This is a genomic window from Coprococcus sp. AF102-57, from assembly GCF_027686195.1.
GTDB classification, from domain to species: Bacteria; Bacillota; Clostridia; order Lachnospirales; family Lachnospiraceae; genus Allocoprococcus; species Allocoprococcus comes.
This window is the reverse complement of sequence record NZ_JAQCSY010000031.1, coordinates 1-22,623: the sequence shown is the minus strand read 5'-3', so window position 1 is coordinate 22,623 and position 22,623 is coordinate 1. Positions and strand designations below refer to the sequence as shown.

The window sequence follows — 22,623 nt, the reverse complement described above, 5'->3', positions numbered from 1 at the left end:
CACGGTCATATTCCATCTGCCGGCTATCTGTCCGCTAATACACCTTCGGTCACAGATATCTTCCGCTTTATACACAATTCTATTTGATTTATTTTAATACAGCTTCCAGATCTGCGATCAGATCCTCTGCTCCCTCAATTCCAACAGACAATCTCAGAATCCTGTCTGTAATTCCGTTCCGGTCAAGCTCTTCTTTGGAAAGATCCGCATGCGTCTGGGTGATCGGATAAGTGATCAGAGTCTCAGTTCCTCCTAGGCTTTCCGCAAACTGGATCAGTTTTACATTTTCCAGAATGTGATATGCTCTCTCTTTGGAATCTACTTCAAAGGTCAGGATCGAACCAAATCCTCTTGCCTGCTTTTTCATCAGTTCGTAACCCGGATGTGATTCAAGCCCCGGATAAAGCACCCTTGTCACATACTCCTGCTTCTCCAGAAAATGTGCGATCTTCAGTGCATTTTCCTGTGCCCTCTCCATACGGACTCCAAGCGTCTTGATCCCTCTGAGGATCAGCCAGCTGTCCATCGGTGCAAGGGTTGCTCCTGTCGTCTTGATGATAAAACGAAGCTGTTCCTGAATGTCCTCGCGGTTTGTTATCAGAAAACCTGCAAGTGTGTCATTATGTCCACCCAGATATTTTGTCCCGCTATGCACAACAATGTCAGCACCAAGCTTCAGCGGATTCTGGAAATATGGTGATAAAAAGGTATTGTCCACGATCAGAAGAAGATCATGTTTTTTTGCTTTCTTTGCAAGCTCTTCCAGATCGGATACACGCATCATCGGATTGGTCGGTGTCTCTGCATAAATTGCTTTTGTGTTATCCTGGATATAATCCTCTACATCCACACTGCTTAAATCCACGCTGGTAAATGTCAGTCCATTTTTCACATTGATGCTGTGGAACAGACGGACGCTTCCTCCATAAAGATCCTCATCAATGATGATGTGATCGCCCGGTTTGAAAATCTCCATCAGAGCTGTGATTGCTGCCATTCCTGTCGAAAATGCCAGCGCATCGATCCCTTCTTCCAGCGATGCTACAATCTTCTCAAGATGTTCTCTCGTCGGATTCTGTAATCTGGAATAGTCATAACCACTTCCTCCGCCTACTCTGTCTCTTGCAAATGTTGCAGACTGATAGATTGGATAACTGATCGCCCCATATATTTCATCCTTATTATCGTCAGCCAAATGCTGACATCGTGTATCAATTCCGTACTTCATTCTTGTCTATCTCTCCTGTTTCTATAATCAATGTCGCTATTTACTGTACAATATCTTTCTGCCAAAATCCAGTTTTCTTTTCATAAATTTACGCAAGTTCTTTCTCCGTCATCACACATTCAAACTCTCCGGAGCCGCTTACCTGTGAAAAATCTGCGGTATAGCCGAGCTTTTCATAGAATCCAAGTGCCGCTTTTCTGGAATTGATATAGATTTTTGTCACACCTTTTTCGCGCATCCAGTTTTCCGCCTCAATGATCCCTGCCTGTCCGTAATGTTTTCCCCTATAGGATTCCAGTGTTGCCACGCGCTCAATTTTTCCGGTATGTTCATCCAGATAATGCAGCCTGCAGGTAGATACCGGATAAATTCCGTCCATCACCAGAATATATTCATCTTCCGGTGTGTCATCTGAAAATTCTCCCTCAAGCGGGATCTTAAATCCCAGGCACATTGCCTGTGTCCGCACATAGTGTACGCCGGCTCTCTGCCATTCTTCTGTCACTCTGATTGCTTTCATCATTCATTCCCCGCTTTCTTTATTTTCCAGATAATTTTTCTCTTCCGTGTGGTGTCAGCCACAGAGATTCATCCGGTCCGTTCGGCACGATCGCAAATTCATTGGATGGGCAGCAATCAATATGATAATGCTTCTTGATCGCCGCAAAATTCGTTGTGTCGCCAAATCCCGGTGTCTGATACAAATCTCTTGCATATGCCCACAGATTCGGATAATCGCGGAGAAGCTTTTTATTCAGACGAAATACCGGATAATATGCACAGTCAAATCGTACCAGTGTCACATAAAGACGCACATCAGATTCAGTCAGTCTGTCACCAAATAAGTATCTCTGGTTTGCAAGCCTTCTCTCATAATCGTTTTCACCAAAACGATAGCCTTCTTCCAGAAGTGCCACATTGTAGATTGCAGCCTGACACACGCCATCGGAAATTGCCCTCGCACAGCCAACTACCTGGTCTCCATCATAAATAAATGCCGTTGCATAGCTGTTCTTAAATATTTTTTCTTCTGTAGCGGCATCAAAATGACTCAGTCCAAAATGGTCTAAAATATCTGCCACTGCCTGATAATCTACATTTTCCTTGTCTGTCACCAGTCTGATACTCATTGCTTTCGCTCCCTTCTTTTATCCTGTTGGAAAAAATCGACTGATCCATCAGCCGATTTTGTTTTTCTCTTAAATTGAATAATCCGGTTCTTCCATCCGGTTGATCTTTGTAAAGAACTCTTTGACACGTTCGTTCTTTGGATTTCCAAACACTTCTCTCGGCGTTCCGTCTTCCAGGATCTTTCCTCCGTCCAGGAAGATCACTCTGGTTGCAACGTTTCGTACAAAGCTCATCTCATGGGACACCAGAAGCATTGTATATCCTTCATTTGCCGCTTTTTTGATCGTATCCAGAACTTCTCCGACAAGCTCCGGATCCAGTGCAGATGTCGGCTCATCCAGAAGCAAAAGCTTTGGCTCCATCGCAAGTGCTCTTGCGATTGCAACCCTCTGCTGCTGACCACCTGACATATGTCTCGGATAATGGTTTGCGTGATCCAGAAGACCTACATTTTTAAGCTGCTCTCTCGCAATCCTTTCTGCTTCCTCTTTTTTCATCTTCTTTACCACGATCAGCCCCTCCATTACATTCTGAAGTGCTGTCTTCTTTGAAAAAAGATTGAAATTCTGAAAAACCATGCCGGTCTTTTTCCGAAGCTCTGTCAGATCTTTGCCATGAATATGTGCAAGATCCTGTGTCTCACCGTCAATCGTTATGGTTCCGGTTTCCGGTTTTTCCAGTCTGTCCACACATCTTAAAAATGTGGATTTTCCTGTTCCAGAAGGTCCGATGATCGCTACGACATCTCCCTGATTGATGGTAAGGTCGATCCCATCAAGAACCTTATTATTTTTAAATGTTTTTGATATATTTTTGATTTCGATCATACCTTATTCCACCTCTGTATCTCTGATATCTAAAAGTGCCGGTGCATCTTCCGGTATCCGGAGCTTCTTCTCAAGATAGCTGATCACTCTCTCAAGTACGAAAGTAATTACCCAGTAAATAATTGCCAGTGAGATATACACTTCAAAGTAACGGTAATTTCTTCCCGCAAGAATCTTTCCTTCTGCGGTCATCTCCACTACGGAACAGACAAATGCAAGAGAAGTTCCTTTGATCAGTCCGATAAATGCATTTCCAAGGGATGGGAGTGCTACCACGATTGCCTCCGGAAGGATGATCCTTATCAATGCCTGGAAATAATTCATTCCTAAAGCGCTTGCTGCCTCAACCTGTCCTTTATCTACTGATTCAAGGGAGGCACGGATGATCTCTGCATTAAATGCAGATTCATTGAGTGCCAGAGCAACGAATGCATATACGATTGGTGCGACTCCATTGACATTGTAGTTGGTTTCACATTTAAAATTGATATATTTCAGGAGCATCGGAATACCGAAATAAGTCACATATAACTGAACCAGGATCGGCGTTCCGCGGATAACCGAGATATAGATACTTACCAGCTGTTTCAGTACCGGTACCTTTTTAATCTTCACAAGTGCAAGGAGCAGTCCCAGGATGAGACTGGCGATCATTGCCGTGACAGCCAGTTCCATTGTGACCGGAAGATATTTTAAAAGTAGCGGTATCTGTGTAAATACCAGTTTTCCATCAAATAATTTACCCATTAGTTAATCGTCTCCTCGAACTTATCATCCTCCGGTGCGGCATCCTGACCATACCATTTTTTACTGATCTCAGTCAGGGTTCCGTCTTCCTTCAGCTCCTTCAGCACTTTGTCTACCTGTTCTCTTAAATCTTTCTGATCCTGTGGGAAAATATAATATGCATAAGAGTTTTCTGCAATCATTTTTGCTTCATCTTCCGGAATATCATTTTTCTGCACATCATAGTTAAATTCTTCCATGTAAGAATTGTACATTGCCAGATCGATGATCGTAAAATCCTGCGATCCGTCTGCTACATGCTGTAAAAATACAGATGTATCTGCATCCGAGTAAGTAATATTGATCGCTTTATCCGGATTCTTTTCATTCCATGCTTCTATTGCATTGGATACGCTGATTCCTGTACCACCTTCAAAAGAAAGTCCTGCTGCATCTTCAAATGATTTGATCTCTTTTCCACCTTTCTTTGTTACGAATACATAGCTGATCTTGTCATATGGATAAGAGTAAAGATAACTTGCTCCACGGTCTTCGTTGTAGGAGAAGTTGTTGACTCCGATCTGATAATTTCCACTGTTCAGTCCGGAAAGTACAGATCCAAAATCAGTCACTTCGTATTCCAGTTCATAATCCGGAAGTTTATTAAAAACTGCATTCAGTATATCCACATCGTATCCTGCCGGCTTGTCATCATCGCCTACATAGACATATGGTTTTGCGTTTGCTCCGGTTGCTGCTTTGATTACTGTCTTTCCACTGTCTGAAGAGCTGTCCTTTGAAGCGCTTCCTGAAGAAGATCCGCATCCTGTAGCCAGGACTCCTGCTGCCAGTGTAACTGCTAAAATGCTTGCCAACTTTTTCATAATATTTTTCCTCGTCTTTCGTCTGTTATTTTTCTGCTTTAAATTTGTGTGCCGGATCTTTACTGAGAGATTCTCTTCCTGTCGGTGTCTTCCAGATAATATCCCAGTCTGTTTCCTGCACCACGATATCATAGTATGTATTTTCCCAATACTCTTCATCTGCTTCATTCAGATCGACAGATGCCGCAAAATCCTTAAAATATGTGTTATGTCTGAATGCCGGGATCTGATACAGATCTCTTGCATATCCCCACAGATTCGGGTAATCTACCAGACGGTGTTTGCAAGGTCCGATATTTCTTGAATAAGACACATCCAGTCTTGCGATGGTTGTATAAAGACGGATATCACTGTCTGTCACATAATCTCCGAATAAGAATCTCTTGTCTGCAAGTCTTTCCTCCATTGCATCAAGCCCTGCGAAAAATGTCTCATATCCATCGGCAAATGCCTGTAAGGATTCAGCGAACTGCGCTCGATAAACAGCGTTGTTTACATTTTCAAAGAGCCATTTGTTCAGCTTATCGATCTCCGGTCTTAATTCTTCCGGGTAAAGATCCGGCGCTCCCTTTTTGTGGAACGGCCTGAACGCTGTTTCCAGATGATTTGTAAGCCAGTGGTAATCATTATTTACCACTTTCTTTGTCTTATAATCTACAAATGCCGGAACGGTTGTACGTCCTGTGTATTCTTCATCCGCATTGTAGTAAAGCTCACTTAAGAACTGTGCGCCCGTTTCCGGATTGATATGATCCGTGGAATTTACAAATTCCCATCCAAGATTCTCTTCCCGGTCTGTCCAGTCTACGATCTCAACTTTCACTGCATCCTCAAGTCCGAGAAGCTCTCTTGCGATCGCTGCCCGATTGGACCAGTTGCATCCTTTTGCCCAGAAAAGAATATATCTGTCTTTTTCTACCGGATTTTTCCCTTCTCCAAAACCTTCCGTGAAGCGGTTTGGCTGACGATGGAAATTTCCATATTCATCAATTTCCTGTGCGGTTTCTCTCGGTCTTACTCTGATCTGTCTTCCATTTACATCTACATATTCAAAATCTGCCATAATTCGTTCCTCCTACTGTTCTTCTGCCTTAAATTTATTGCCCGGATCGCTGCTTAAATGTGCACGGTCATGCGGTGCACCCCAGTATGCATCAAAATTGATCTCATCCAGAAATCTTGCATTGAAAGATTCAAAAAATAATGCGCCGACCTTCTTGTTATTTGGATTTGCGAAATCCTTAAAGTAGGTGTTGTTTCTGAATGCCGGAATCTGATACAGGTCTCTTGCATATCCCCACAGATTCGGATAATCGATCAGGCGGTGTTTGGTATGTCCAAGCTGCCAGGTGTAACGAATATCCAGTCTCGCCAGCGTCACATACAGTCTCACATCACTGTCTGTCACATAATCTCCAAAGAGAAATCTCTGATTTTCCAGACGTTTTTCCAGAATATCCATTGCTGCATAAAAAGAATTATAGGCATCCCAGTAAGCTTCCTTTGATCTTGCAAAGGTTGCTTTATAAACTCCATTATTAATGTTATCAAAGAGCCAGTCATTCATCTCATCAATATCTTTTCTGAGTTCTTCCGGATAAAGATCCGGTGCTCCTTTTTTGTGGAACGGTTTAAAATCTACTTCAAAATAATTGGTAAGCCAGGTGTAATCGTTATTTACAACTTTTCCTGTCTTTGTATCGATCAGAGCCGGTACCGTTGTTCTTCCTGTGTAATCATCATCTGCTTTGTAATAAGCTTCACTTAAGAACTGGATTCCAAGGACCGGATCGATATGATCTTTGTCGTATACGAATTCCCATCCAAGATTCTTCTCATGCTTTGCATGATCAACCATGTTGACACTGATTGCATCTTCCAGTCCAAGAAGTTCTCTTACGATCGAAGCTCTGTTAGACCAGTGGCAAAGCTTTGCCCATACCAGATGGTATCTGCCTTTTTCTACCGGATTTTTTCCTTCTCCAAATCCTTCTGTAAAATGATTTGGCTGGCGGACAAAATATCCATTCTCATCTATCTCCGATACAACTTCCTGCGGACGTACACGGATCTTTCTTCCATTTACTACTTCATAATCAAATTCTGCCATTATTTCTTCCTCCGTTCATATTTATCAGTACTGGTTATTTTGTATAACCTTTATTTCCTATCAATTTAGTTGGTATAATATCATCTATTACCTACTAAGTCAATAGGTTATTTTATTTTTTTGTTTTTTTCTTGAAACACATATAACCCTACGGTATAATAGGTAAAAAAGCACCAGGGTTCATAAACTCTCTGGTGCTGCTATTGTACATATAAAAAAATGGGGGAAAACTAATTATGATTTCTACAAAAGGACGTTACGCACTCCGCGTGATGATTGATCTCGCCCAGCATAAGGACGAAGAATATGTTCCGCTTAACGAGATCGCAATCCGCCAGGAAATTTCCGAAAAATACCTGGAAATTGTCCTGAAAATTCTTGTAAAGAAGAAACTCTTAAAAGGACGCCGTGGCAAAGGGGGCGGATACCAGCTTACCAGGGAACCTTCTGAATACACTATCGGCGAGATTCTTGAACTTGCGGAAGGCAATCTTGCTACAGTCGCCTGCCTGGTTCCAGGTGCCGAGGTCTGCAGCCGTGAAGAGCAGTGCATTACGCTTCCTTTGTGGAAGAAATTTGATGGAATGGTACATGATTTCTTCTACGAGATTACATTGGAAGATGTGTTAAACGGAAATATTTAAGGAGATTTTTTATGAATACTTCGAATTTTGAATGGCCAGTTGATAAAAAGCCACTGTATTCCCTGCTTTCAATCCGCCTCCGCGGTCTGATTGACGGAATCCCTCACCAGATCTCAAATCTGGCAAATGCATCGGCCCTTCTCGGTGATGCGCTTCTGAACATCAACTGGGTTGGTTTTTATCTGATGAGAGAAGGCAGGCTCGTCCTTGGTCCTTTCCAGGGCAAACCTGCCTGTATTGAAATTGAAATCGGTAAAGGTGTCTGCGGAACCGCTGTGGCAAACGATCAGGTTATGCTGGTAAAGGATGTCCACCAGTTCCCGGGACATATCGCCTGCGACAGCACCTCTAATTCCGAGATCGTGATTCCGCTTCATAAAGGAAATGAAATCGTTGGCGTTCTGGATATCGACAGCCCTGTTCTCGCCCGTTTTGATGAAGAAGATCAGGAAGGGCTGGAACACTTTGTCAGAATCCTGGAATCTATTTTTGACAGATAAGCTGTTCTTCCAGATAGCTTACGATCACCTCAGCTGCATATCCATGTGACTTTTCCCCCGGATGCCGGAGAGAACCCACTTTTTCCTCCGGCGTATCCGGGAGTTCTAAAAATCCATAAATCTTTTCATAGCGTGATGGCACATTATGATCCGGATTATTATCACATCCTGACAAAACTCCCCATCCTCTTTGCGAAACAGCCCGGAATTCTACTATTTTCCACACTTGACATTTTCCTTTTCTGCTTATACATTATTACATTAGCAAAACTATTTTTATTTGGAGAGATTAAGATGAATGAATTATTAAAAAAGATCCGCCTAAAAGATGCTTCCGCATTTACACATAGTGGAAAATTCCACGCAGATGATGTATTTTCCTCTGCATTGTTATTATATTTAAATCCGGAAATTACAATCCTTCGTGGTAATAAAGTACCCGAAGACTTTGACGGCATCATATTCGACATGGGGCGCGGCAGATATGACCATCACCAGAAAGACAGCCGCATCCGTGAAAATGGCATCCCTTACGCGGCATTCGGCCTTCTCTGGGAAGAACTTGGTACCGAAATCCTGGGGGAAGAGCTTGCTGCTAAGTTTGACGAAGCTTTTGTCCAGCCACTGGATAATAATGATAATACCGGTGAAAAAAATGAACTGGCTTCACTGATTGGAAGCTTCAATCCTTCCTGGGACGAAGATGGCGGAACCGATGAAGCCTTTTTCCGTGCAGTCAGTGTTGCCGGAATGATCCTTGACAATAAATTTGCCCGTTACCTTGGAAATGAACGTGCTGACAAGCGGATCGAAGAAATTCTCGAAGTACAAAATCCTGAAGCTGATTCCCGTATTCTGGTCCTTCCTGAATTCATTCCATGCCAGAAACGTCTTTCCGAAACAGATATCGCTTTCGTTATTTTTCCATCCAACCGCGGTGGTTACTGTATCCAGCCTCAGAAAAAAGAATATTCCCTGAATTATAAATGCAGTTTTCCATCTGAATGGCTCGGTCTGGAAAATGAAGAACTCCAGAAAGAAACCGGTCTTTCGAGTGCTTCTTTCTGTCACAAGGGCGGCTTTTTGATGACTACAGCTACTTTAGAAGATGCACGAAAAGCATGTCAGATCAGTCTGGATACCTTTACTGACGAGATTACCCTTGTAAATCTCAGTTCCGACACTTCTACAGACACACTTTTAATGAAACTGCCAGAACTCGCGCATGTAAAAATTATCCACAAACCTCTGCCTGATCTCCCTGCTTTAGATATCAATGGAATTTATGCTGAAATAGAAATGAAAAAAACAGAGTGGAAAAAATATATCAAAGATCTGGTAAAAGATCTGCTGAAAACGAAACCGGAAGCTGTCTATGTCGATGGAGATATGTTTTCTATTTACCCGGTCGTGCATCAGCTTCGCAAAAAGCATATCCCGGTTCTTACTTCTGTTACAAAAAACGGTGAAAAACTTATTATCCGTATCCCATCCGGTTCCTGATTTTTTATTATCAGGAATTTGATGATCTGAAAGTGTCAAAAAGAATGTGCCATAACACATTCTTTTTGACAAATGAGAGCTTAATTATCCCAGTATAATTTTCGCTTTTTATCATCCAGCCCATCCACAAACCTTCTTTTGAATACAAGGAATTCTTCCAGATCCATCAGGATATGGTACAGCATCGCACGGCTCTCAAATTCCTCTCTGGTCTTTGGAAGTGGATTTTTTCTGATAATCGCAAAAAGTTCATGTAGTTCATCCAACTGAGCTGTCGGAACTGTATATTCCTTCACGCATACCAGCATATCAAACACATAACTCGAAATAATCATTGCCTCATCTGGCATATGTCTGATTTTCTTCATCTCATAATGTAAGTTATGGATCACGTTGCACTGCTTCATACGCATTTCAAAATAATCGATATAGTATCCCGGATGTGACTGAAACGTATTATCCTGATATTCATAGGCATCCTGGATAAAGCCCTGAACCTCTTTTTCCAACGCACAGATATCATCCCATACATTTCTCTGCATTTCCTTATTCGCCAGATATGCCGAAATCTCTCCAAGTATCATCTGCAGACGCTCTTCCGTATATCGCATATTTTCGACCAACGCCTTGCGCTGACTTCCATAATCATAAAACAAGTTCAGGACCAGTGCCATCGTAATTCCGATCAATACCAGCATAAATTCATTTGCAATAAAATCAAATTCAAAATCTCTGACTTCCAGAAAATGCATTCCGATCAGTGCATTTACGGAAATCGTTGCTCCCCATCCAAGCATCTCTGCGATAATAACCACAAAAAACACATAAATACCATATGCCATCCATTCTGATTTTACTGCTGAGAATATAATAAGTGCCATAAGTACTGAAATTATAAATGTTACAACCCTCGCTACCGATAATTTGACAGTTTTCCACTTTGTAGTCACCATTGTAAGAAGTGCAACACTTCCTGCAGCCAGTGAATACTTCAGTCCACACAGATTGGCTATGTAAATCGCCAGACTGCTTCCTATCGCAATTTTTAGTGCCTGCATCCCAATCTTTTTACTTTTCATTGTTCCTCCTGAAATTTCATGCGTATCTCCCCACAAATTCTGTACACTTGATTTTGTATCCATATTTATGATGCCGAGAGCAGGATAACTATGTCAAATATTTTCTTACTTCTATCATACCTGCTCCACTCCAAAAATAATTTTGAATTGCATTTTCGATTTTTTCAATAAGCTCTGGATTATCTTCACCATCAACCATACCGTCAAAAATCATGAGTACTTTTTCGTTTTTCACATCATAATAGTATTGTGTATCATTAGCTGTGTTCCTTTTTTCGTCTGCCACTTTGATGCATACACAGTCATATATAATGCATTCGGAACCGACTGATCATAGCTGAACCATACACATCCATGTCACGCTCATATTACAAATATCCAAAATAATCCCTGTAATCATTATTATACCGATTATCAGACTAATAAACCACCTTTTTTTATCTTTACTCTCCTATAATGGTCTCATAAATTTAGACACTTTTTCGGACGGATTATAATGAATCTGATATACTAAAATCAGTATGGAAGAAAGAATTTTTGAATAATGCAGCCGTTGTATTCGACGATAAGCGTGAAGAAAATCTCAAAGAAAAACTCGCCGAAGAACGAAAAGAAAAAGCTGCATATACTCTGTATTGGGAGAGACAAAATCGGACATGATTTTAGAAATTTTTTGAAATTATTTTTTGAAGTGCAAAAAGACATAAAAAAAGATGCCAGGATTTCTCCTGACACCATAGTGACTGAACCAATATTCATGAGCTTTCATTTTATCATCTCCCCTTGTTTATTTAAATATGCAACTTTTGATGAAATATACAAACTTAAAGTTAGCGATTTCTTTTTCCGGTATTCTCTGTCCCACGGATTTCCTCATGATAGAAATAATCTACGATCACCGGATGCCCCTGCGGGACTCTGCCATAAGGCATTTCATTATCCACAAAGGCACAATCATACTTCTTAGCCATTTTCTCAGCTTTTACTTCAAGTGCTTCAAAGTAGCTGCGGTTATGCTTGTTATAGATCTCGTCGTAAAGTGGTACAAGATCAGGATATTTTCCGGCGATATAATCCATAATTGTCCTTTTGAAACCGCCTCGAAGATTGAGATTTTCGAGCCAGAACAGATCGCACTGATCCTTTACTCGCTCAAAGATTGCTTCAAAATCCGTGATACCGGGGAATACCGGGGATACGAAACAGACTGTACGGATACCTGCTTTATATACCTGCTTCATAGCAGCGATACGGCGCTCAATGCTCGAAGCAGAGTCCATATCGTTCTTGAAATTTTCATCTAGTGTGTTGATCGACCATGAAACGGTTACACGTCCAAGCTTCTTCAGCAGATCAATATCCCGTACCACAAGATCCGACTTTGTGCAGATCAGAATATCTGCGTCACTGCCGATCAGCTGCTCCAGAAGTTTTCTGGTATTCCCGAATTGCTCCTCCTGTGGATTGTAGCCATCTGTCACAGAACCGATGACCACCCGCTGTCCGGCATATTTCTTCGGATTTTTAATTTCCGTCCAATGCTTCACATCAAGGAAAGTGCCCCATTCCTCCTTGTGCCCGGTAAAGCGCTTCATAAAAGAAGCATAGCAATACTTGCAGGCATGTGTACAGCCCACATAGGGATTGACCGAGTAACCGCCTACCGGCAGACTGGACTTAGTCATGATGTTCTTTGTTTCCACCTCACGAATGAGGATTCCATTTATTACTTCTTCCATGATTTCTGTACCTCTAACACTTTATTAAATTCTTCCGGCATTTCCTGAATCATATTTTCATCCCCTATGATAGGGACAAGGTCTTCCTTCATAAACACCGGAATGCCGAGCTTATGTGCCTGGTCCGTCAGAGACCATGCCCATTCCAGCTTCCATCCGGAGAGATCGCTCATGCCGGTAAGAAGAAAGTTCTGCGGACGTTTCTTTTCCATCATCTTGAGCTTACCCGGAAAGAATTCAGGGCCAGCGAAGTCATCAATCATATGCCAGCGTTTCACGTTGTTGCGGGCATAGCAATATGCCCACCCCACTGTACAGCCAATGACAATATTCATGTTCTGAATCTGATCTTTGATACAAATACTCATGACTTCTGCCACTCCTCAAGATTCTTTCTGATGCGGTCAAGGCATTCCTCAAACCGGGTAATTTCTTCCTCTGAAAAACCTTTGTAGTAAATACTGCCCATCTCATCAGATACAGAATCGTACTCGCCCTTTAAGGCATGTGCTTTCTCAGTCAGAAACAGGAGTGTTTTCCTTTTGTCCGTTTCAGACTGAACACGGCTTATCAGCCCTTGATTTTCCATTCTTTCCAGCATCGTAGTAAGAGATGTTATCGCTAATCCGCATTTAGTCGAGAGTGACCTGATTGAGATACCATCCTCCTGCCACAGCACATAAAGAATACGTCCCTGGGCTCCATTAAACGCATCAATATTCTTTTCACTGAGAATCTTCTCGAAAATCCGGTCTCCAAGCTGTTTTATTTTGGTGACAAGAAATCCTCCATTCATTTCCATACAAAAGCTCCTATATAGTAGTTTATTAAAAACATACTATATAGGAGCTTTATTGTCAACAGTTTATATGTCTTAATAGGTAAATTCCATTTTTTTTAATTCTCCAAACTTGAATTGTTCAAGCTTTTCAAATACTAACGTCCTTAATTCTGTTCAATAATTGATTTATAGTAGTTACCAAAGTCAGCAAGTGAATTAACAATTGGAAGCATTTTTGTTCCGAGTTCCGTTAAGCCGTATTCAACTCTCGGTGGCTGCTCATGGTAATCGTGGCGATATGCCAGCCCATCACTCATCATTTGTCTTAAACTATCTGTCAAAACCTTTTGTGAAATACCATCTATACTTCGTTGTAGCTCATTGAATCTCCATGGACGCTCTTTCAAGTTACGCAAAATCAGCAGTTTCCATTTTCCTCCGATAAGAGATACTGCTGTTGCAACTGGGCATTCCGGTAATTCTTCTTTTGCTCGCATAATTCTCACCTCCGAGTCTATTGTAACACATTCATTTTTGAGTGTACAGTTACAAAAAGGTGCGTACTTGTTTTTGTATGTGTCTCACACTATACTAATACCAAGCAACCAGAAACTACAAATTAACTATGGAGGTACTATTATGGCAAATTACACAAAAACAACTATTGGAAAGGAAAACCGAATTGAGCTGCATGAAAAGTTGTCTTTAACAGGTGCAGAAATCAGTTTAAACGAACTACCTGCAGGAGCAAATGTCCCATTTGTTCATTCTCATAAAGAAAATGAAGAAATCTATGGAATTCTTTCAGGTAACGGCAAAGCCATAATTGACGGAGAAGAAATTAGCCTTTCAACTGGAGACTGGCTAAAAATCGCACCTACTGCAAAGCGTCAGTTTTTTGCATCCGATATTTCTGGAATTACTTATATCTGCATTCAGGTAAAAGAAAATTCTCTGGAACATTTTACAGCAGAGGATGCCGTAATCGGCTAATTAAAAGTATTTATTTACAAAAATGCACAGTTCACGATAAGCTAAGAACTGTGCATTTCTTTTTGTTCAATATTACGTTTTCTCAATTTTTCAAACAAGAAGTTATCAGTGATTATCTTTTAGAAAACAGCCAACTACAGCGACGCCAAATCCAAGAACACCTAGGACATATCCCCAAAAATTATTTGTTGTCACAGCAATTCCTAAAGGTATTATTGCAATCCCCAATAACTCAATCTTAATTCCTTTCATCGCAAATACCTTCGTTACAAACTTGAAATTGTCAATTTCTTTATTATCTAATCTGTTAGTAATCTATCCAACAGCATCTGCCTGTTGTTTATAAACATTTCTGTTACCTGGTAGCTCTCTGTATCCTCATATTCGCACAGATGTATGCGTCCATTATCAAAACAATAGATATCTGCATCTGGTATTCCTAACAAAATCGGCGAATGCGTAACTATAATAAACTGTGCTCCCTCTTTTGCACAATTATATATTTGCATCAACAATGTAAGCTGTCTCTGTGGGGATAATGCAGCTTCCGGCTCATCAAAAAGATACAAGCCATTTGGATGCAGATTGTTCTGTGCCAATGCGAGAAAACTCTCTCCATGTGATTTTTCATGATATTTGGCAGAAGGATGTGCGAGATCTGCATATTCTTCTTCCTTCGTTGCAACATTATAAAAACTTTCAGCCCTAAGAAAATACCCCCACTTTTCCTTCCGATAACCTTTGGAAATTCTTATCGCATCACACAGCTCTGAATGTGTATCATGCGTAGAAAAAACATAATTCTTTGTTCCACCTTCAGGATTAAAACCATGTGCTACGGCAAGTGCCTCCAATAAAGTTGATTTACCACTGCCATTTTCTCCGACAAAAAAGGTGATTGCTTTGTTGAAATCAAGTTTTTGAATCCCCTTAAAAGCCTTAATTTTCTTTAAATAACTATCGTTATCAATTCTATTCCAATCGAATATTACCCCTTGTAAGAATTGATCATTCATCTAATCACCTTCCTGTAAAAGACACTTTCTAATCCACCAATCCTTCGTTCTAAAGAACTCGGTCAACTGGAATTTCAGGATGCGTATAATATGCGAAAAAAACTTAACTCCATCTTAAATATAGTGCTGAGTTTCACTGACATTCTTCAACACCATTTTTACCACACCAAGCAATGCTGCAAACAAAACACCAGCAACCGGCCATACAATCCATGTAATATCCCAGCTCATCGTCCAGAAGCTCCATGCAAGGTAAATCGCTGTAGTCAAGCACCAATATACACCAGAAAACGTGTCAGTCTTTTTCTTAAACAGTTTTTCTTCTTTTGTATATTCGCCTTCCTGAAGAAGGGTATCGTAAAATCAAGACACTAAGCACTATTACAAGCAGCAATGCTATACCAATTGCTTTGTGCTTTCGCTTAAAAGCGATAAAACTTCCCACACTCATTACTATGTATGCGAGAAGCAATAACATCGTAAAACTCATATGACCTCCTTAAATTCAGATTTCTCAGTTTCAAAAACTTGAATTTTGTATTATGTGTAAATTTGAATTGTCTGGTCATCTTATTCAACTGACAACCAGACACTTCTATTAAAAGTCTGTTAAAAACATTTTTGCAATACTGCTTAGCCCAAAGCTATCAGCAACATTTTCTAAACCTAATTTGATTTCATCTCTGCTGAAGTTATTTACTTCTAAAAAATCGTCTGTTTTGTCATTCAAATAGGAATAAAATAATAGTGCAATTTCTAAACTATTCACATCTGTATTACTGGTCAAATCATATAATCTATTTTCAGCTTCATTGATTTCTCCAGCGTCAACCATGTCTAACAGATTTTCCAATGTTTCCTGTTCTTCTTTATTTTCCAACAATTCTACTGTTGGGGACTCCGTATCAATGTTGAATAATAGTTTTAAAATAGCTCGCACCATTTCTTTAATGAGTCTCATTACATAATCTTGCTCAAACACAATTATTCTCCTTTCTACTTTCTATTTGCAGAAAGGATTTAATCGTCCATGCGAACCTTTAATGTAACTATGGTATCTCCTCGTGGTAGTTGGATTAAATTAGCACAAAAGCTGATGCATACAACCGTTATCAGAATTTCAAACCAAATATTGAGAATGTTTATGCCTTTTACAGTTTGGACTTTTTTATGGTCTACGTCTTCGATACTGACAATTTCTTGTTCTTTATCTTCGACCACTACATATGTGGTTACCTCACCAAATAAGCCATGAACATTTATTATTCCACAAGGAAGTATTGCAACAGATACGGATATTGTAAAAAGCACAAAGAATAATCGGATTATCCAATACTTTTTCTTGTCCATAATTCCTCCGTAAAATTCAAATCTTCTGTTGCTTTCAGTCTCTGCTGAAGACTGAAAGTTACCTTCGCTTTACTATTTCTAATAGTTTTCTCACATAATCATCTGCGTGGTTTATTGAAAACTCTCCATGATACATATTAGGAAGAACTTGTATAAAACTATCCTGCAATTTTTCATGAATGATTTTAGCAGATTTTTTCATTGATTGCTTTTCTTTTTCTCCAACATAAATTTGAACGGTTGCTTCACACTCTCCAATGCCATCTTTTAGTGAATATACTGAGTTTTCCTGTAAAAAAGCAATCATATCACTCTTTCTAATAGCACAAGTATCTTTGTAATATTCATCAAACAAATTCGACTTTATTCGTAGTGATTTGAATTGCAATTTTGAAAACCACTTATACTTTATTAAGCCATAGCAACTTCCAAACGCCGGTTTAATCATAGAATATGTAAATTTTGAAGGTATCACAAGTACACTTTCCACTATTGCATACTTACATATATCTTTGCGTTGAGATAAAATTTCAAGTAAAATCTGCCCTCCAAGCGATAGTCCTCCCATCATTAAAACAGAACCGCCCAATTTGCTATTTACAAATTCTATAATATCCAAAGCATTATTCTCTATCGTTGTAAACTGCTTATCACATCCTGCATGACCATCTAATATAGGCAAAACCACATGATAATCTGTTTGAAGTCTTTCAGCAACCTCTTTGTAATTCCACCATGATAAACCGCCTCCGTGTAAGAGGATAATTACATCGCTGTTTTCTTTTCCATATTCTACATAATTCAACCTCTTTCACCTCGCTGTAAACTTCCGATTTTTCGTTCTCTGCGACTTCCCAATAAACGGGAATTTGACTTGCCTATTTTCTTAAAATCTCATGTGGAGCTTCTATTTCATTTGCCAAGGTATGCTCTGTTAATTCTGACATCAATTTCAATTTTTTATTAATCAATGGTCGCATACAATTAGGAACATGTTCCTGATGTGCTCTGTGGATTGCTACACATTCCTTACAGTTTCCGTGATAACGACAGGCTTTCAGGCAAGGACAGTGATCTTTGTCTTTATACTCCTTACGAAATTCCGCTGCAAATTCTTCTTGCAGTCTCAGCCCCTCGACACGGTTTCCCTTATGAAATTCTACCATTGCATCCAGTTCTTTCTGGTTCCCTTCAATCTTCATGTTATTATAGCGCCTCCATTTCAACTATTCCTCATTTTCTGATAAATTCCGATTTCATGATATCATTTCTAATACAGATTTTACCGTATTTTTCAGATTCAGTCCATCTTTTAATCCCAACCGATAGAAAAACTCTTCTGTATCTGCTCCACTGCTGAAAATTGCATTACAGTATTCCGTAATCACTTCTTCCTGTTCTGGAGATAACGTTTCCAGTAATTTCTGGTATTTCTTATCAATCTCACTTACCGCCTCTTTATCCTGATTTAACTTCCATTCCGAATACGCTTTTCCCGTATGCTCTGTAATTGTCAGATTTACAAATTCTTGCACTTTCTCTGACATGGTACTCTCAGCTTCCTGTTCGTCTTTCTTTTCCTCATTTGATTTCTCAAGTGTTGTATCATCAATATAACGAATGATTTCTCGAATATTTGACTTCATCGACTGCAAATATCCCTTGATCAACACTGCAAGTTTTCTTGCTTCAGACGCTTTTGTTTCAGGATTCGACAAATAAAACTCTTCCAATTCTTTCAGGAGATCTATCCCTGATTTCATCTGAAATTCTACATCCAGTAAATCGTCCATCACTTTATATAATTCTTCCATCATCTATTTTTGCCTTTCTATGTATAGCATACTCAAAAGTTTTCCACCATCATCCCAGGATAAAATCCTGTAATCCACATTTCACGACCTCAAGCACTGCAACTATCCCCATACCGATATGCGGAAGGAGTACAAACACTACTGTCGTAATTGAAAAAGCAAAACAGTCCAGATATATTGAAACATTCTATAATACAGTCCGTATTCATAGTCATTGTGGATATTTGTCTCCAAATGAATATGAGGAACAATATCTGAAAAACTTGGAAACGGACGTAACAAACTTAGCGAGTTAACAATTACAAAAAATGGGAAATTGGTTACATTTAATTTGTACTTTTTCTTGACATAGGACCAATTATGGCATGGACCAAAAAAGCACTCGATAAAAAGGAGGGGATCCTGATGTTAATCCTCTATGCCATTTATGTTGTATATATCTGTATACGATAAATATGAAAATTGATTCACTGATGTGATAAAATTCTACCTTTATATTGGAAACAGGAAACAGAAAAATCGCTTGCCGGCAGATAAATTTCTGCCGGCAAGCGATTTTTATTTTTTCAATTAAAATCCTGTCAATCTGAAAAACATCAATTCATTTGCTGATCCGTCGTCTCGTTCCTGTGTCAGCATAATTAACAGAGAGCCGTCATCTAAAAGCTGCATATCTTCCAGCCATGGATAACTGACACCAAATATGTCCTCTGTAGAAATTGCACCTACGTGCGTTCCATCTTTTGCCCAAAATTGTATTTCACGCATATTTCCATCTGCAGCCACAAAACCATTTTCTGTTTCCGCCATGCCTGTAATGGAACCGAGCTTGTCCGGAGAACTGATATCTTCTCCACCTAATTTCAAAAGCTGATTGCCATCATAATCATAGACAACAATTTTTGTGCCTTCATCTTCCACAGCCATGGAGCCGGCAACCATAATATGACTATTCGTGATCTGTACGTCATCTATCATAGAAAACAGTCCCTTGCGTTCTTCATCTTTATTTAATCCGGTCAGTATCCACGGTTCTGCCGTCAGGTTACCGCCTTGATTCGCAATCTTCTGAGTATCACTGTTCACCCAGAAACTGATTCCCCATTCTCCGGATGGATGCATATTCAGATCTCCGTCTACTGTTGTCTGAAGTGCCTTTTTCCCATCTTTTACGCCAATTACATCTCCAATTCCAGGCGAAAGATATAACATTCCACTGCTGTCCCCAGACAAATATTCAAAATCATCGTCTAATTCCATCGAAGATACGAATTCAAGTCCACTTTCTGAATATTCATAAGTATCCAGTTTGTTCTCCAGCAAATGGAACACTTGATTGCCCTGTTTTACAAACTGATGATCCATAATCTGCATAACTCCCTGTGCTTCTTTAAATGGGATATATTCCGGAACGATTGTATAAGAACCTACCATCTGCTCTGCCAATACAGGTTCAACAGGCTCTCCCTCCCATGGCCATGGTGCGTCTTTATTTCCTTCATCCTCTAATTTCAGCACAATTCCTTCTAACAATTCTTTGTCAGAATCATCTATTTCCTGTCCTCTTACTCTGATATCATAGGATGTGCCAGACTGTTCATAACGATACATATACGTTTTTTCTATGGAATTACTTTCCGGCATTGCTGTATATTCTGCATTTCCTATTGTTACAGTGTCCATTTTTCCTTCAGCATATGCCTCTAAATCCACTCCAAAGGCAATTAAACTCTTTCGATATGTATATGAATCCTCCTTGGTCGCTTCTATAGAAATGACATTCTCGGATCCATCTACTGTATCTCCATCAAAAAATCTAACGTAAGAATATTCTTCATCTTTCTTCATATTCTCTTTATCGTAGTTCCATGCCTTCGGATAATACACTGTAAATAAACTTAATTTAAGACTTTCTCTGTCTTTAAATTCTGTTTCTTCCTGCTCTGCTTTTTCCGATTTTTTCTTCTCCGGATTCTTTTTTTGTCCACATGCCGCTGTCATCATCATGCATATCATGATACACAGCACACACCACAGTTTCTTTTTCATGGCGTCTTCCCTCCCATCATGATTTCCACATCCTTTTCAGTTATTCACTGTCGCTTTTTACACAGTGGAATGTATAGTAGTCATCATCATCACTGTAGTCTACTTTCAAAGTACCATCGTCATTTATCATCACTGTAAGAGATGGATTTTCTGATTCAATCGAACAATATCCCAGTGCAACTGACCATGGGAAAGTCCCAATCTCCTCCCCTTTATAAATAACTGTTACATTACGGTCACTTTTGAAATCAAGACGCAGTGCATCATTGATGTTGTCTACTCCTTCCATAGAAGTCTGAGGTCCGTCTCCTAAAAGTTCTTCCACGCTTTCTGCAGCCCACTCACCTATGACTGCACTTTCCTCCTCTGTCAGATAGAGCGAAGGATCCATTGCATCTGTTCCATCCTTTGCAAAAATCACCTTTACTCCCATCTCGAGCATATTATCAAAAGAAATAATATCTTTTCCGATGATTCCCACCATCTCTTCTCCTTCGATGCTCAAGATAAACTGATCATCTTCGACAGACCATTTTCCATTCCCGGTAGTGTCTCCAACTGAAAAGGAAACTTTTCCGTTGTTTTTTACTTCAAATTCAAAAGCACCTCCGAAAGTTTCATCTATACTGACAGACATTCCCATCATCTGAGCGGACACCGCTACCCATTTTCCTTCATACGGGTTCTTCTCTCCTGTTTTTCCGGAGCCTCCACAACCAATCAGCGCTATCATACTGATAATAAGCACCAGTCCAAATAACAAATTCAATTTTTTTCTCATAAGCCTCTTCCCTTTCAACTATTTCTTATCTGCAAAAAACGGAGTCAGCAATTCTGCTACCTTACTGATTGGCATTGTCTGCAAGATCACCTTTCCCGGTCCTTTCACAACGGTATTAAAAATGCCTTCTCCTCCAATCAGCATATTTTTTACTCCTTTTACAGCTACAACATCCATAGTGCAGGTTTCTTCCATTGCCGCTAAGTACCCCGTACTGATCAAAATTTCCTGTCCTGCACTCAAATCATACTCCACTGCATGTCCATCAATTTCTACAAACGCGGTTCCATTTCCGCTCAATCTCTGCATAATGAAACCTTCTCCTCCAAATATGCCTTTCCCTAATTTTTTCTGAAAATGCATGGACAGTTCTACGCCTTCTTCTGAAGCAAGGAATGCACTCTTCTGCACGATCATGGAGTGACCGTTGCTAATCTCCAATGCTTTGATCGCTCCCGGAAAACTTGATGCAAATGCAATCATTCCGTCTGCACCTTCTGCGGTATATCTGTTTTGAAACGCAGAATCACCAGACATCAGTCTGCCGAACATTTTCTTCATTCCGCCTCCGGAAATCGTCTCCATTTTCATGTTCGGGCTCATCCAGCTCATACTTCCGCTTTCTGTGATCATAGATTCTCCTGCTGATAATTCACATACAACAACTGGTAAATTTCCTCCTAAAATCTCATATTTTTTCATAACAAAGTTCTCCTTTCTTTTTCATTTTTCTTTTTTGTTTTCATCCTACAACAGTACCTTTTTCATTAAGCTTTGTAGCACATTGCACACACATATCCAGATCATCACAGATTAAAAAGCAATGGTCACATACAAGACGCTTACATATCGGACAAATATTAAAGATCTCTTTCGCCTGATTCAATGCTTTTTGAAATGCTAAATTCTTTTCCCGTTCATAAAGTGTATCATAAATAATCTTCCGATTTTCATTTTCCGGTTTTTTCCCCGCTCTGGAAAAACGAATTGGTGTACTTTTCCATACTGTTTTACATTCCATGCAGCATAGTGAAAAGCAAAACTCATCCGGCGTAGAACAATCTATTAAATCCTTTTTCGTAATATATTCCACATTTTTAACCTCCTTGTTAACCTCTTTGCTCTATCACCATCCTATTCTCTGTTCTCCCTCCTTACCCATTGCCTTTATTTTTTTCTCTGATCGGGCGGCCACCATTTCGTAATAAAAGCGTAGCAGATTCAGAAAGCAAATACTATGGTCGCCATTCGTATATTATGCTTATTCACCAAAATACGAACGATTAGTATACTATATATAGCGTTTTATCCTTATCTCTCCGCTATATATACGCAATATCTTTTTGTGAAAATATAAAAGAGATCTATCGGCAAACAAAAAAAAGACCCTAGCATCATTTCTGATGCTAAGATCTTGATTGGTCATCTTAACTTAATGACATGATGCCAGGGTCAAAAGCCCCAAAAT

General features: G+C 39.8%; 32 protein-coding genes. 5 read left to right on the top strand and 27 right to left on the bottom strand.

Annotated features, from left to right (window positions below):
* Positions 1-88 precede the first annotated feature (88 nt).
* From PGZ10_RS15225 to PGZ10_RS15190, 8 genes are all read right to left on the bottom strand, one after another.
* On the bottom strand, positions 89-1,228 hold the full coding sequence (locus PGZ10_RS15225) for a trans-sulfuration enzyme family protein (RefSeq protein ID WP_118217420.1): 1,140 nt from the start codon (positions 1,226-1,228) through the stop codon (positions 89-91).
* 88 nt (positions 1,229-1,316) lie between these two features.
* Positions 1,317-1,751 (bottom strand): GNAT family N-acetyltransferase, encoded by a 435-nt coding sequence (locus tag PGZ10_RS15220; protein WP_270541757.1) that lies wholly within the window; start codon positions 1,749-1,751, stop codon positions 1,317-1,319.
* A 16-nt stretch (positions 1,752-1,767) separates the two neighbouring features.
* On the bottom strand, positions 1,768-2,358 hold the full coding sequence (locus PGZ10_RS15215) for a glutathione S-transferase C-terminal domain-containing protein (protein ID WP_270541755.1): 591 nt from the start codon (positions 2,356-2,358) through the stop codon (positions 1,768-1,770).
* A gap of 69 nt (positions 2,359-2,427) precedes the next feature.
* Positions 2,428-3,186, bottom strand: coding sequence for an amino acid ABC transporter ATP-binding protein (locus PGZ10_RS15210; RefSeq protein ID WP_055249387.1), 759 nt, complete (start codon positions 3,184-3,186; stop codon positions 2,428-2,430).
* Between the two features lie 3 nt (positions 3,187-3,189).
* Positions 3,190-3,933 (bottom strand): amino acid ABC transporter permease, encoded by a 744-nt coding sequence (locus tag PGZ10_RS15205; protein ID WP_270541754.1) that lies wholly within the window; start codon positions 3,931-3,933, stop codon positions 3,190-3,192.
* Positions 3,933-4,796, bottom strand: coding sequence for a transporter substrate-binding domain-containing protein (locus tag PGZ10_RS15200; RefSeq protein ID WP_117557572.1), 864 nt, complete (start codon positions 4,794-4,796; stop codon positions 3,933-3,935). Before PGZ10_RS15200 ends, PGZ10_RS15205 begins: the two co-directional genes overlap by 1 nt.
* Positions 4,797-4,821: 25 nt before the next feature.
* Complete coding sequence (locus PGZ10_RS15195) at positions 4,822-5,859, bottom strand: glutathione S-transferase C-terminal domain-containing protein (RefSeq protein WP_173826127.1); 1,038 nt, start codon at positions 5,857-5,859, stop codon at positions 4,822-4,824.
* A 12-nt stretch (positions 5,860-5,871) separates the two neighbouring features.
* A complete protein-coding gene (locus PGZ10_RS15190; protein ID WP_055249392.1) occupies positions 5,872-6,906 on the bottom strand; it encodes a glutathione S-transferase C-terminal domain-containing protein in 1,035 nt (344 codons plus the stop codon).
* A 236-nt stretch (positions 6,907-7,142) separates the two neighbouring features.
* Here PGZ10_RS15190 and PGZ10_RS15185 point away from each other — a divergent pair, with 236 nt between their 5' ends.
* Both PGZ10_RS15185 and PGZ10_RS15180 read left to right on the top strand, forming a co-directional pair.
* On the top strand, positions 7,143-7,550 hold the full coding sequence (locus tag PGZ10_RS15185) for an RrF2 family transcriptional regulator (RefSeq protein WP_055158591.1): 408 nt from the start codon (positions 7,143-7,145) through the stop codon (positions 7,548-7,550).
* A gap of 11 nt (positions 7,551-7,561) precedes the next feature.
* Positions 7,562-8,050, top strand: a complete 489-nt coding sequence (locus tag PGZ10_RS15180) for a GAF domain-containing protein (protein ID WP_173826128.1) — start codon at positions 7,562-7,564, stop codon at positions 8,048-8,050.
* On the opposite strand, the gene PGZ10_RS15175 is transcribed toward PGZ10_RS15180, so the two are convergent.
* Positions 8,034-8,276, bottom strand: a complete 243-nt coding sequence (locus PGZ10_RS15175) for a hypothetical protein (protein ID WP_022220014.1) — start codon at positions 8,274-8,276, stop codon at positions 8,034-8,036. The two genes, PGZ10_RS15180 and PGZ10_RS15175, sit on opposite strands and share 17 nt — an antisense overlap.
* Positions 8,277-8,344: 68 nt before the next feature.
* Here PGZ10_RS15175 and PGZ10_RS15170 point away from each other — a divergent pair, with 68 nt between their 5' ends.
* Entirely contained in the window at positions 8,345-9,553 is a 1,209-nt protein-coding gene (locus tag PGZ10_RS15170; protein ID WP_270541753.1) for an MYG1 family protein, read from the top strand.
* Between the two features lie 80 nt (positions 9,554-9,633).
* Here the strand turns inward: PGZ10_RS15170 and PGZ10_RS15165 are convergent, their stop codons facing one another.
* From PGZ10_RS15165 to PGZ10_RS15140, 6 genes are all read right to left on the bottom strand, one after another.
* Entirely contained in the window at positions 9,634-10,632 is a 999-nt protein-coding gene (locus tag PGZ10_RS15165; protein ID WP_270541752.1) for an aromatic acid exporter family protein, read from the bottom strand.
* A gap of 88 nt (positions 10,633-10,720) precedes the next feature.
* Positions 10,721-10,918: a hypothetical protein gene (locus tag PGZ10_RS15160; RefSeq protein WP_117557584.1), complete on the bottom strand. Its 198-nt coding sequence runs from the start codon at positions 10,916-10,918 to the stop codon at positions 10,721-10,723.
* 544 nt (positions 10,919-11,462) lie between these two features.
* Complete coding sequence (locus PGZ10_RS15155) at positions 11,463-12,371, bottom strand: radical SAM mobile pair protein B (protein WP_270541750.1); 909 nt, start codon at positions 12,369-12,371, stop codon at positions 11,463-11,465.
* Positions 12,359-12,739 carry a hypothetical protein gene (locus PGZ10_RS15150; RefSeq protein ID WP_118198906.1) on the bottom strand — a complete coding sequence of 127 codons (381 nt, stop codon included), beginning with the start codon at positions 12,737-12,739 and terminating at the stop codon, positions 12,359-12,361. The genes PGZ10_RS15155 and PGZ10_RS15150 overlap by 13 nt, the downstream gene beginning before the upstream one ends.
* On the bottom strand, positions 12,736-13,173 hold the full coding sequence (locus PGZ10_RS15145; protein ID WP_004853467.1) for a radical SAM mobile pair system MarR family transcriptional regulator: 438 nt from the start codon (positions 13,171-13,173) through the stop codon (positions 12,736-12,738). The genes PGZ10_RS15150 and PGZ10_RS15145 overlap by 4 nt, the downstream gene beginning before the upstream one ends.
* 143 nt (positions 13,174-13,316) lie before the next feature.
* A complete protein-coding gene (locus tag PGZ10_RS15140; protein ID WP_008373705.1) occupies positions 13,317-13,649 on the bottom strand; it encodes a winged helix-turn-helix transcriptional regulator in 333 nt (110 codons plus the stop codon).
* Between the two features lie 142 nt (positions 13,650-13,791).
* Here PGZ10_RS15140 and PGZ10_RS15135 point away from each other — a divergent pair, with 142 nt between their 5' ends.
* Complete coding sequence (locus tag PGZ10_RS15135; RefSeq protein WP_020993869.1) at positions 13,792-14,145, top strand: cupin domain-containing protein; 354 nt, start codon at positions 13,792-13,794, stop codon at positions 14,143-14,145.
* 105 nt (positions 14,146-14,250) lie between these two features.
* On the opposite strand, the gene PGZ10_RS15130 is transcribed toward PGZ10_RS15135, so the two are convergent.
* The 8 genes from PGZ10_RS15130 to PGZ10_RS15095 all read right to left on the bottom strand — a co-directional run bounded on the left by PGZ10_RS15130 (position 14,251) and on the right by PGZ10_RS15095 (position 18,328).
* The gene (locus tag PGZ10_RS15130; RefSeq protein WP_008373708.1) at positions 14,251-14,397 is read right to left on the bottom strand and encodes a hypothetical protein; all 147 of its coding nucleotides are present in this window, start codon (positions 14,395-14,397) and stop codon (positions 14,251-14,253) included.
* A 47-nt stretch (positions 14,398-14,444) separates the two neighbouring features.
* Positions 14,445-15,161 (bottom strand): AAA family ATPase, encoded by a 717-nt coding sequence (locus PGZ10_RS15125; RefSeq protein WP_270541749.1) that lies wholly within the window; start codon positions 15,159-15,161, stop codon positions 14,445-14,447.
* A 114-nt stretch (positions 15,162-15,275) separates the two neighbouring features.
* Entirely contained in the window at positions 15,276-15,431 is a 156-nt protein-coding gene (locus tag PGZ10_RS15120) for a hypothetical protein (protein WP_270541746.1), read from the bottom strand.
* 328 nt (positions 15,432-15,759) lie between these two features.
* A complete protein-coding gene (locus PGZ10_RS15115) occupies positions 15,760-16,143 on the bottom strand; it encodes a DUF6483 family protein (protein WP_022350569.1) in 384 nt (127 codons plus the stop codon).
* Between the two features lie 38 nt (positions 16,144-16,181).
* Positions 16,182-16,511: a hypothetical protein gene (locus PGZ10_RS15110; protein ID WP_118217427.1), complete on the bottom strand. Its 330-nt coding sequence runs from the start codon at positions 16,509-16,511 to the stop codon at positions 16,182-16,184.
* A 58-nt stretch (positions 16,512-16,569) separates the two neighbouring features.
* The gene (locus PGZ10_RS15105; protein WP_005342006.1) at positions 16,570-17,316 is read right to left on the bottom strand and encodes an alpha/beta hydrolase; all 747 of its coding nucleotides are present in this window, start codon (positions 17,314-17,316) and stop codon (positions 16,570-16,572) included.
* A 73-nt stretch (positions 17,317-17,389) separates the two neighbouring features.
* Entirely contained in the window at positions 17,390-17,713 is a 324-nt protein-coding gene (locus tag PGZ10_RS15100) for a hypothetical protein (RefSeq protein ID WP_004613237.1), read from the bottom strand.
* A gap of 54 nt (positions 17,714-17,767) precedes the next feature.
* The gene (locus tag PGZ10_RS15095) at positions 17,768-18,328 is read right to left on the bottom strand and encodes a hypothetical protein (RefSeq protein ID WP_243014570.1); all 561 of its coding nucleotides are present in this window, start codon (positions 18,326-18,328) and stop codon (positions 17,768-17,770) included.
* Here PGZ10_RS15095 and PGZ10_RS16970 point away from each other — a divergent pair.
* Complete coding sequence (locus PGZ10_RS16970) at positions 18,211-18,621, top strand: IS3 family transposase (RefSeq protein WP_416387132.1); 411 nt, start codon at positions 18,211-18,213, stop codon at positions 18,619-18,621. The genes PGZ10_RS15095 and PGZ10_RS16970 overlap by 118 nt on opposite strands.
* A gap of 274 nt (positions 18,622-18,895) precedes the next feature.
* Here the strand turns inward: PGZ10_RS16970 and PGZ10_RS15090 are convergent, their stop codons facing one another.
* The 4 genes from PGZ10_RS15090 to PGZ10_RS15075 are packed head-to-tail and all read right to left on the bottom strand — an operon-like array spanning position 18,896 to position 22,248.
* Positions 18,896-20,374 carry a hypothetical protein gene (locus PGZ10_RS15090; protein ID WP_270541744.1) on the bottom strand — a complete coding sequence of 493 codons (1,479 nt, stop codon included), beginning with the start codon at positions 20,372-20,374 and terminating at the stop codon, positions 18,896-18,898.
* Between the two features lie 40 nt (positions 20,375-20,414).
* Positions 20,415-21,155, bottom strand: a complete 741-nt coding sequence (locus tag PGZ10_RS15085) for a hypothetical protein (RefSeq protein ID WP_270541741.1) — start codon at positions 21,153-21,155, stop codon at positions 20,415-20,417.
* 18 nt (positions 21,156-21,173) lie between these two features.
* Complete coding sequence (locus tag PGZ10_RS15080) at positions 21,174-21,857, bottom strand: TIGR00266 family protein (protein ID WP_055156124.1); 684 nt, start codon at positions 21,855-21,857, stop codon at positions 21,174-21,176.
* Between the two features lie 40 nt (positions 21,858-21,897).
* Positions 21,898-22,248: a hypothetical protein gene (locus tag PGZ10_RS15075; protein WP_055156125.1), complete on the bottom strand. Its 351-nt coding sequence runs from the start codon at positions 22,246-22,248 to the stop codon at positions 21,898-21,900.
* Between the last annotated feature and the right edge of the window lie 375 nt (positions 22,249-22,623).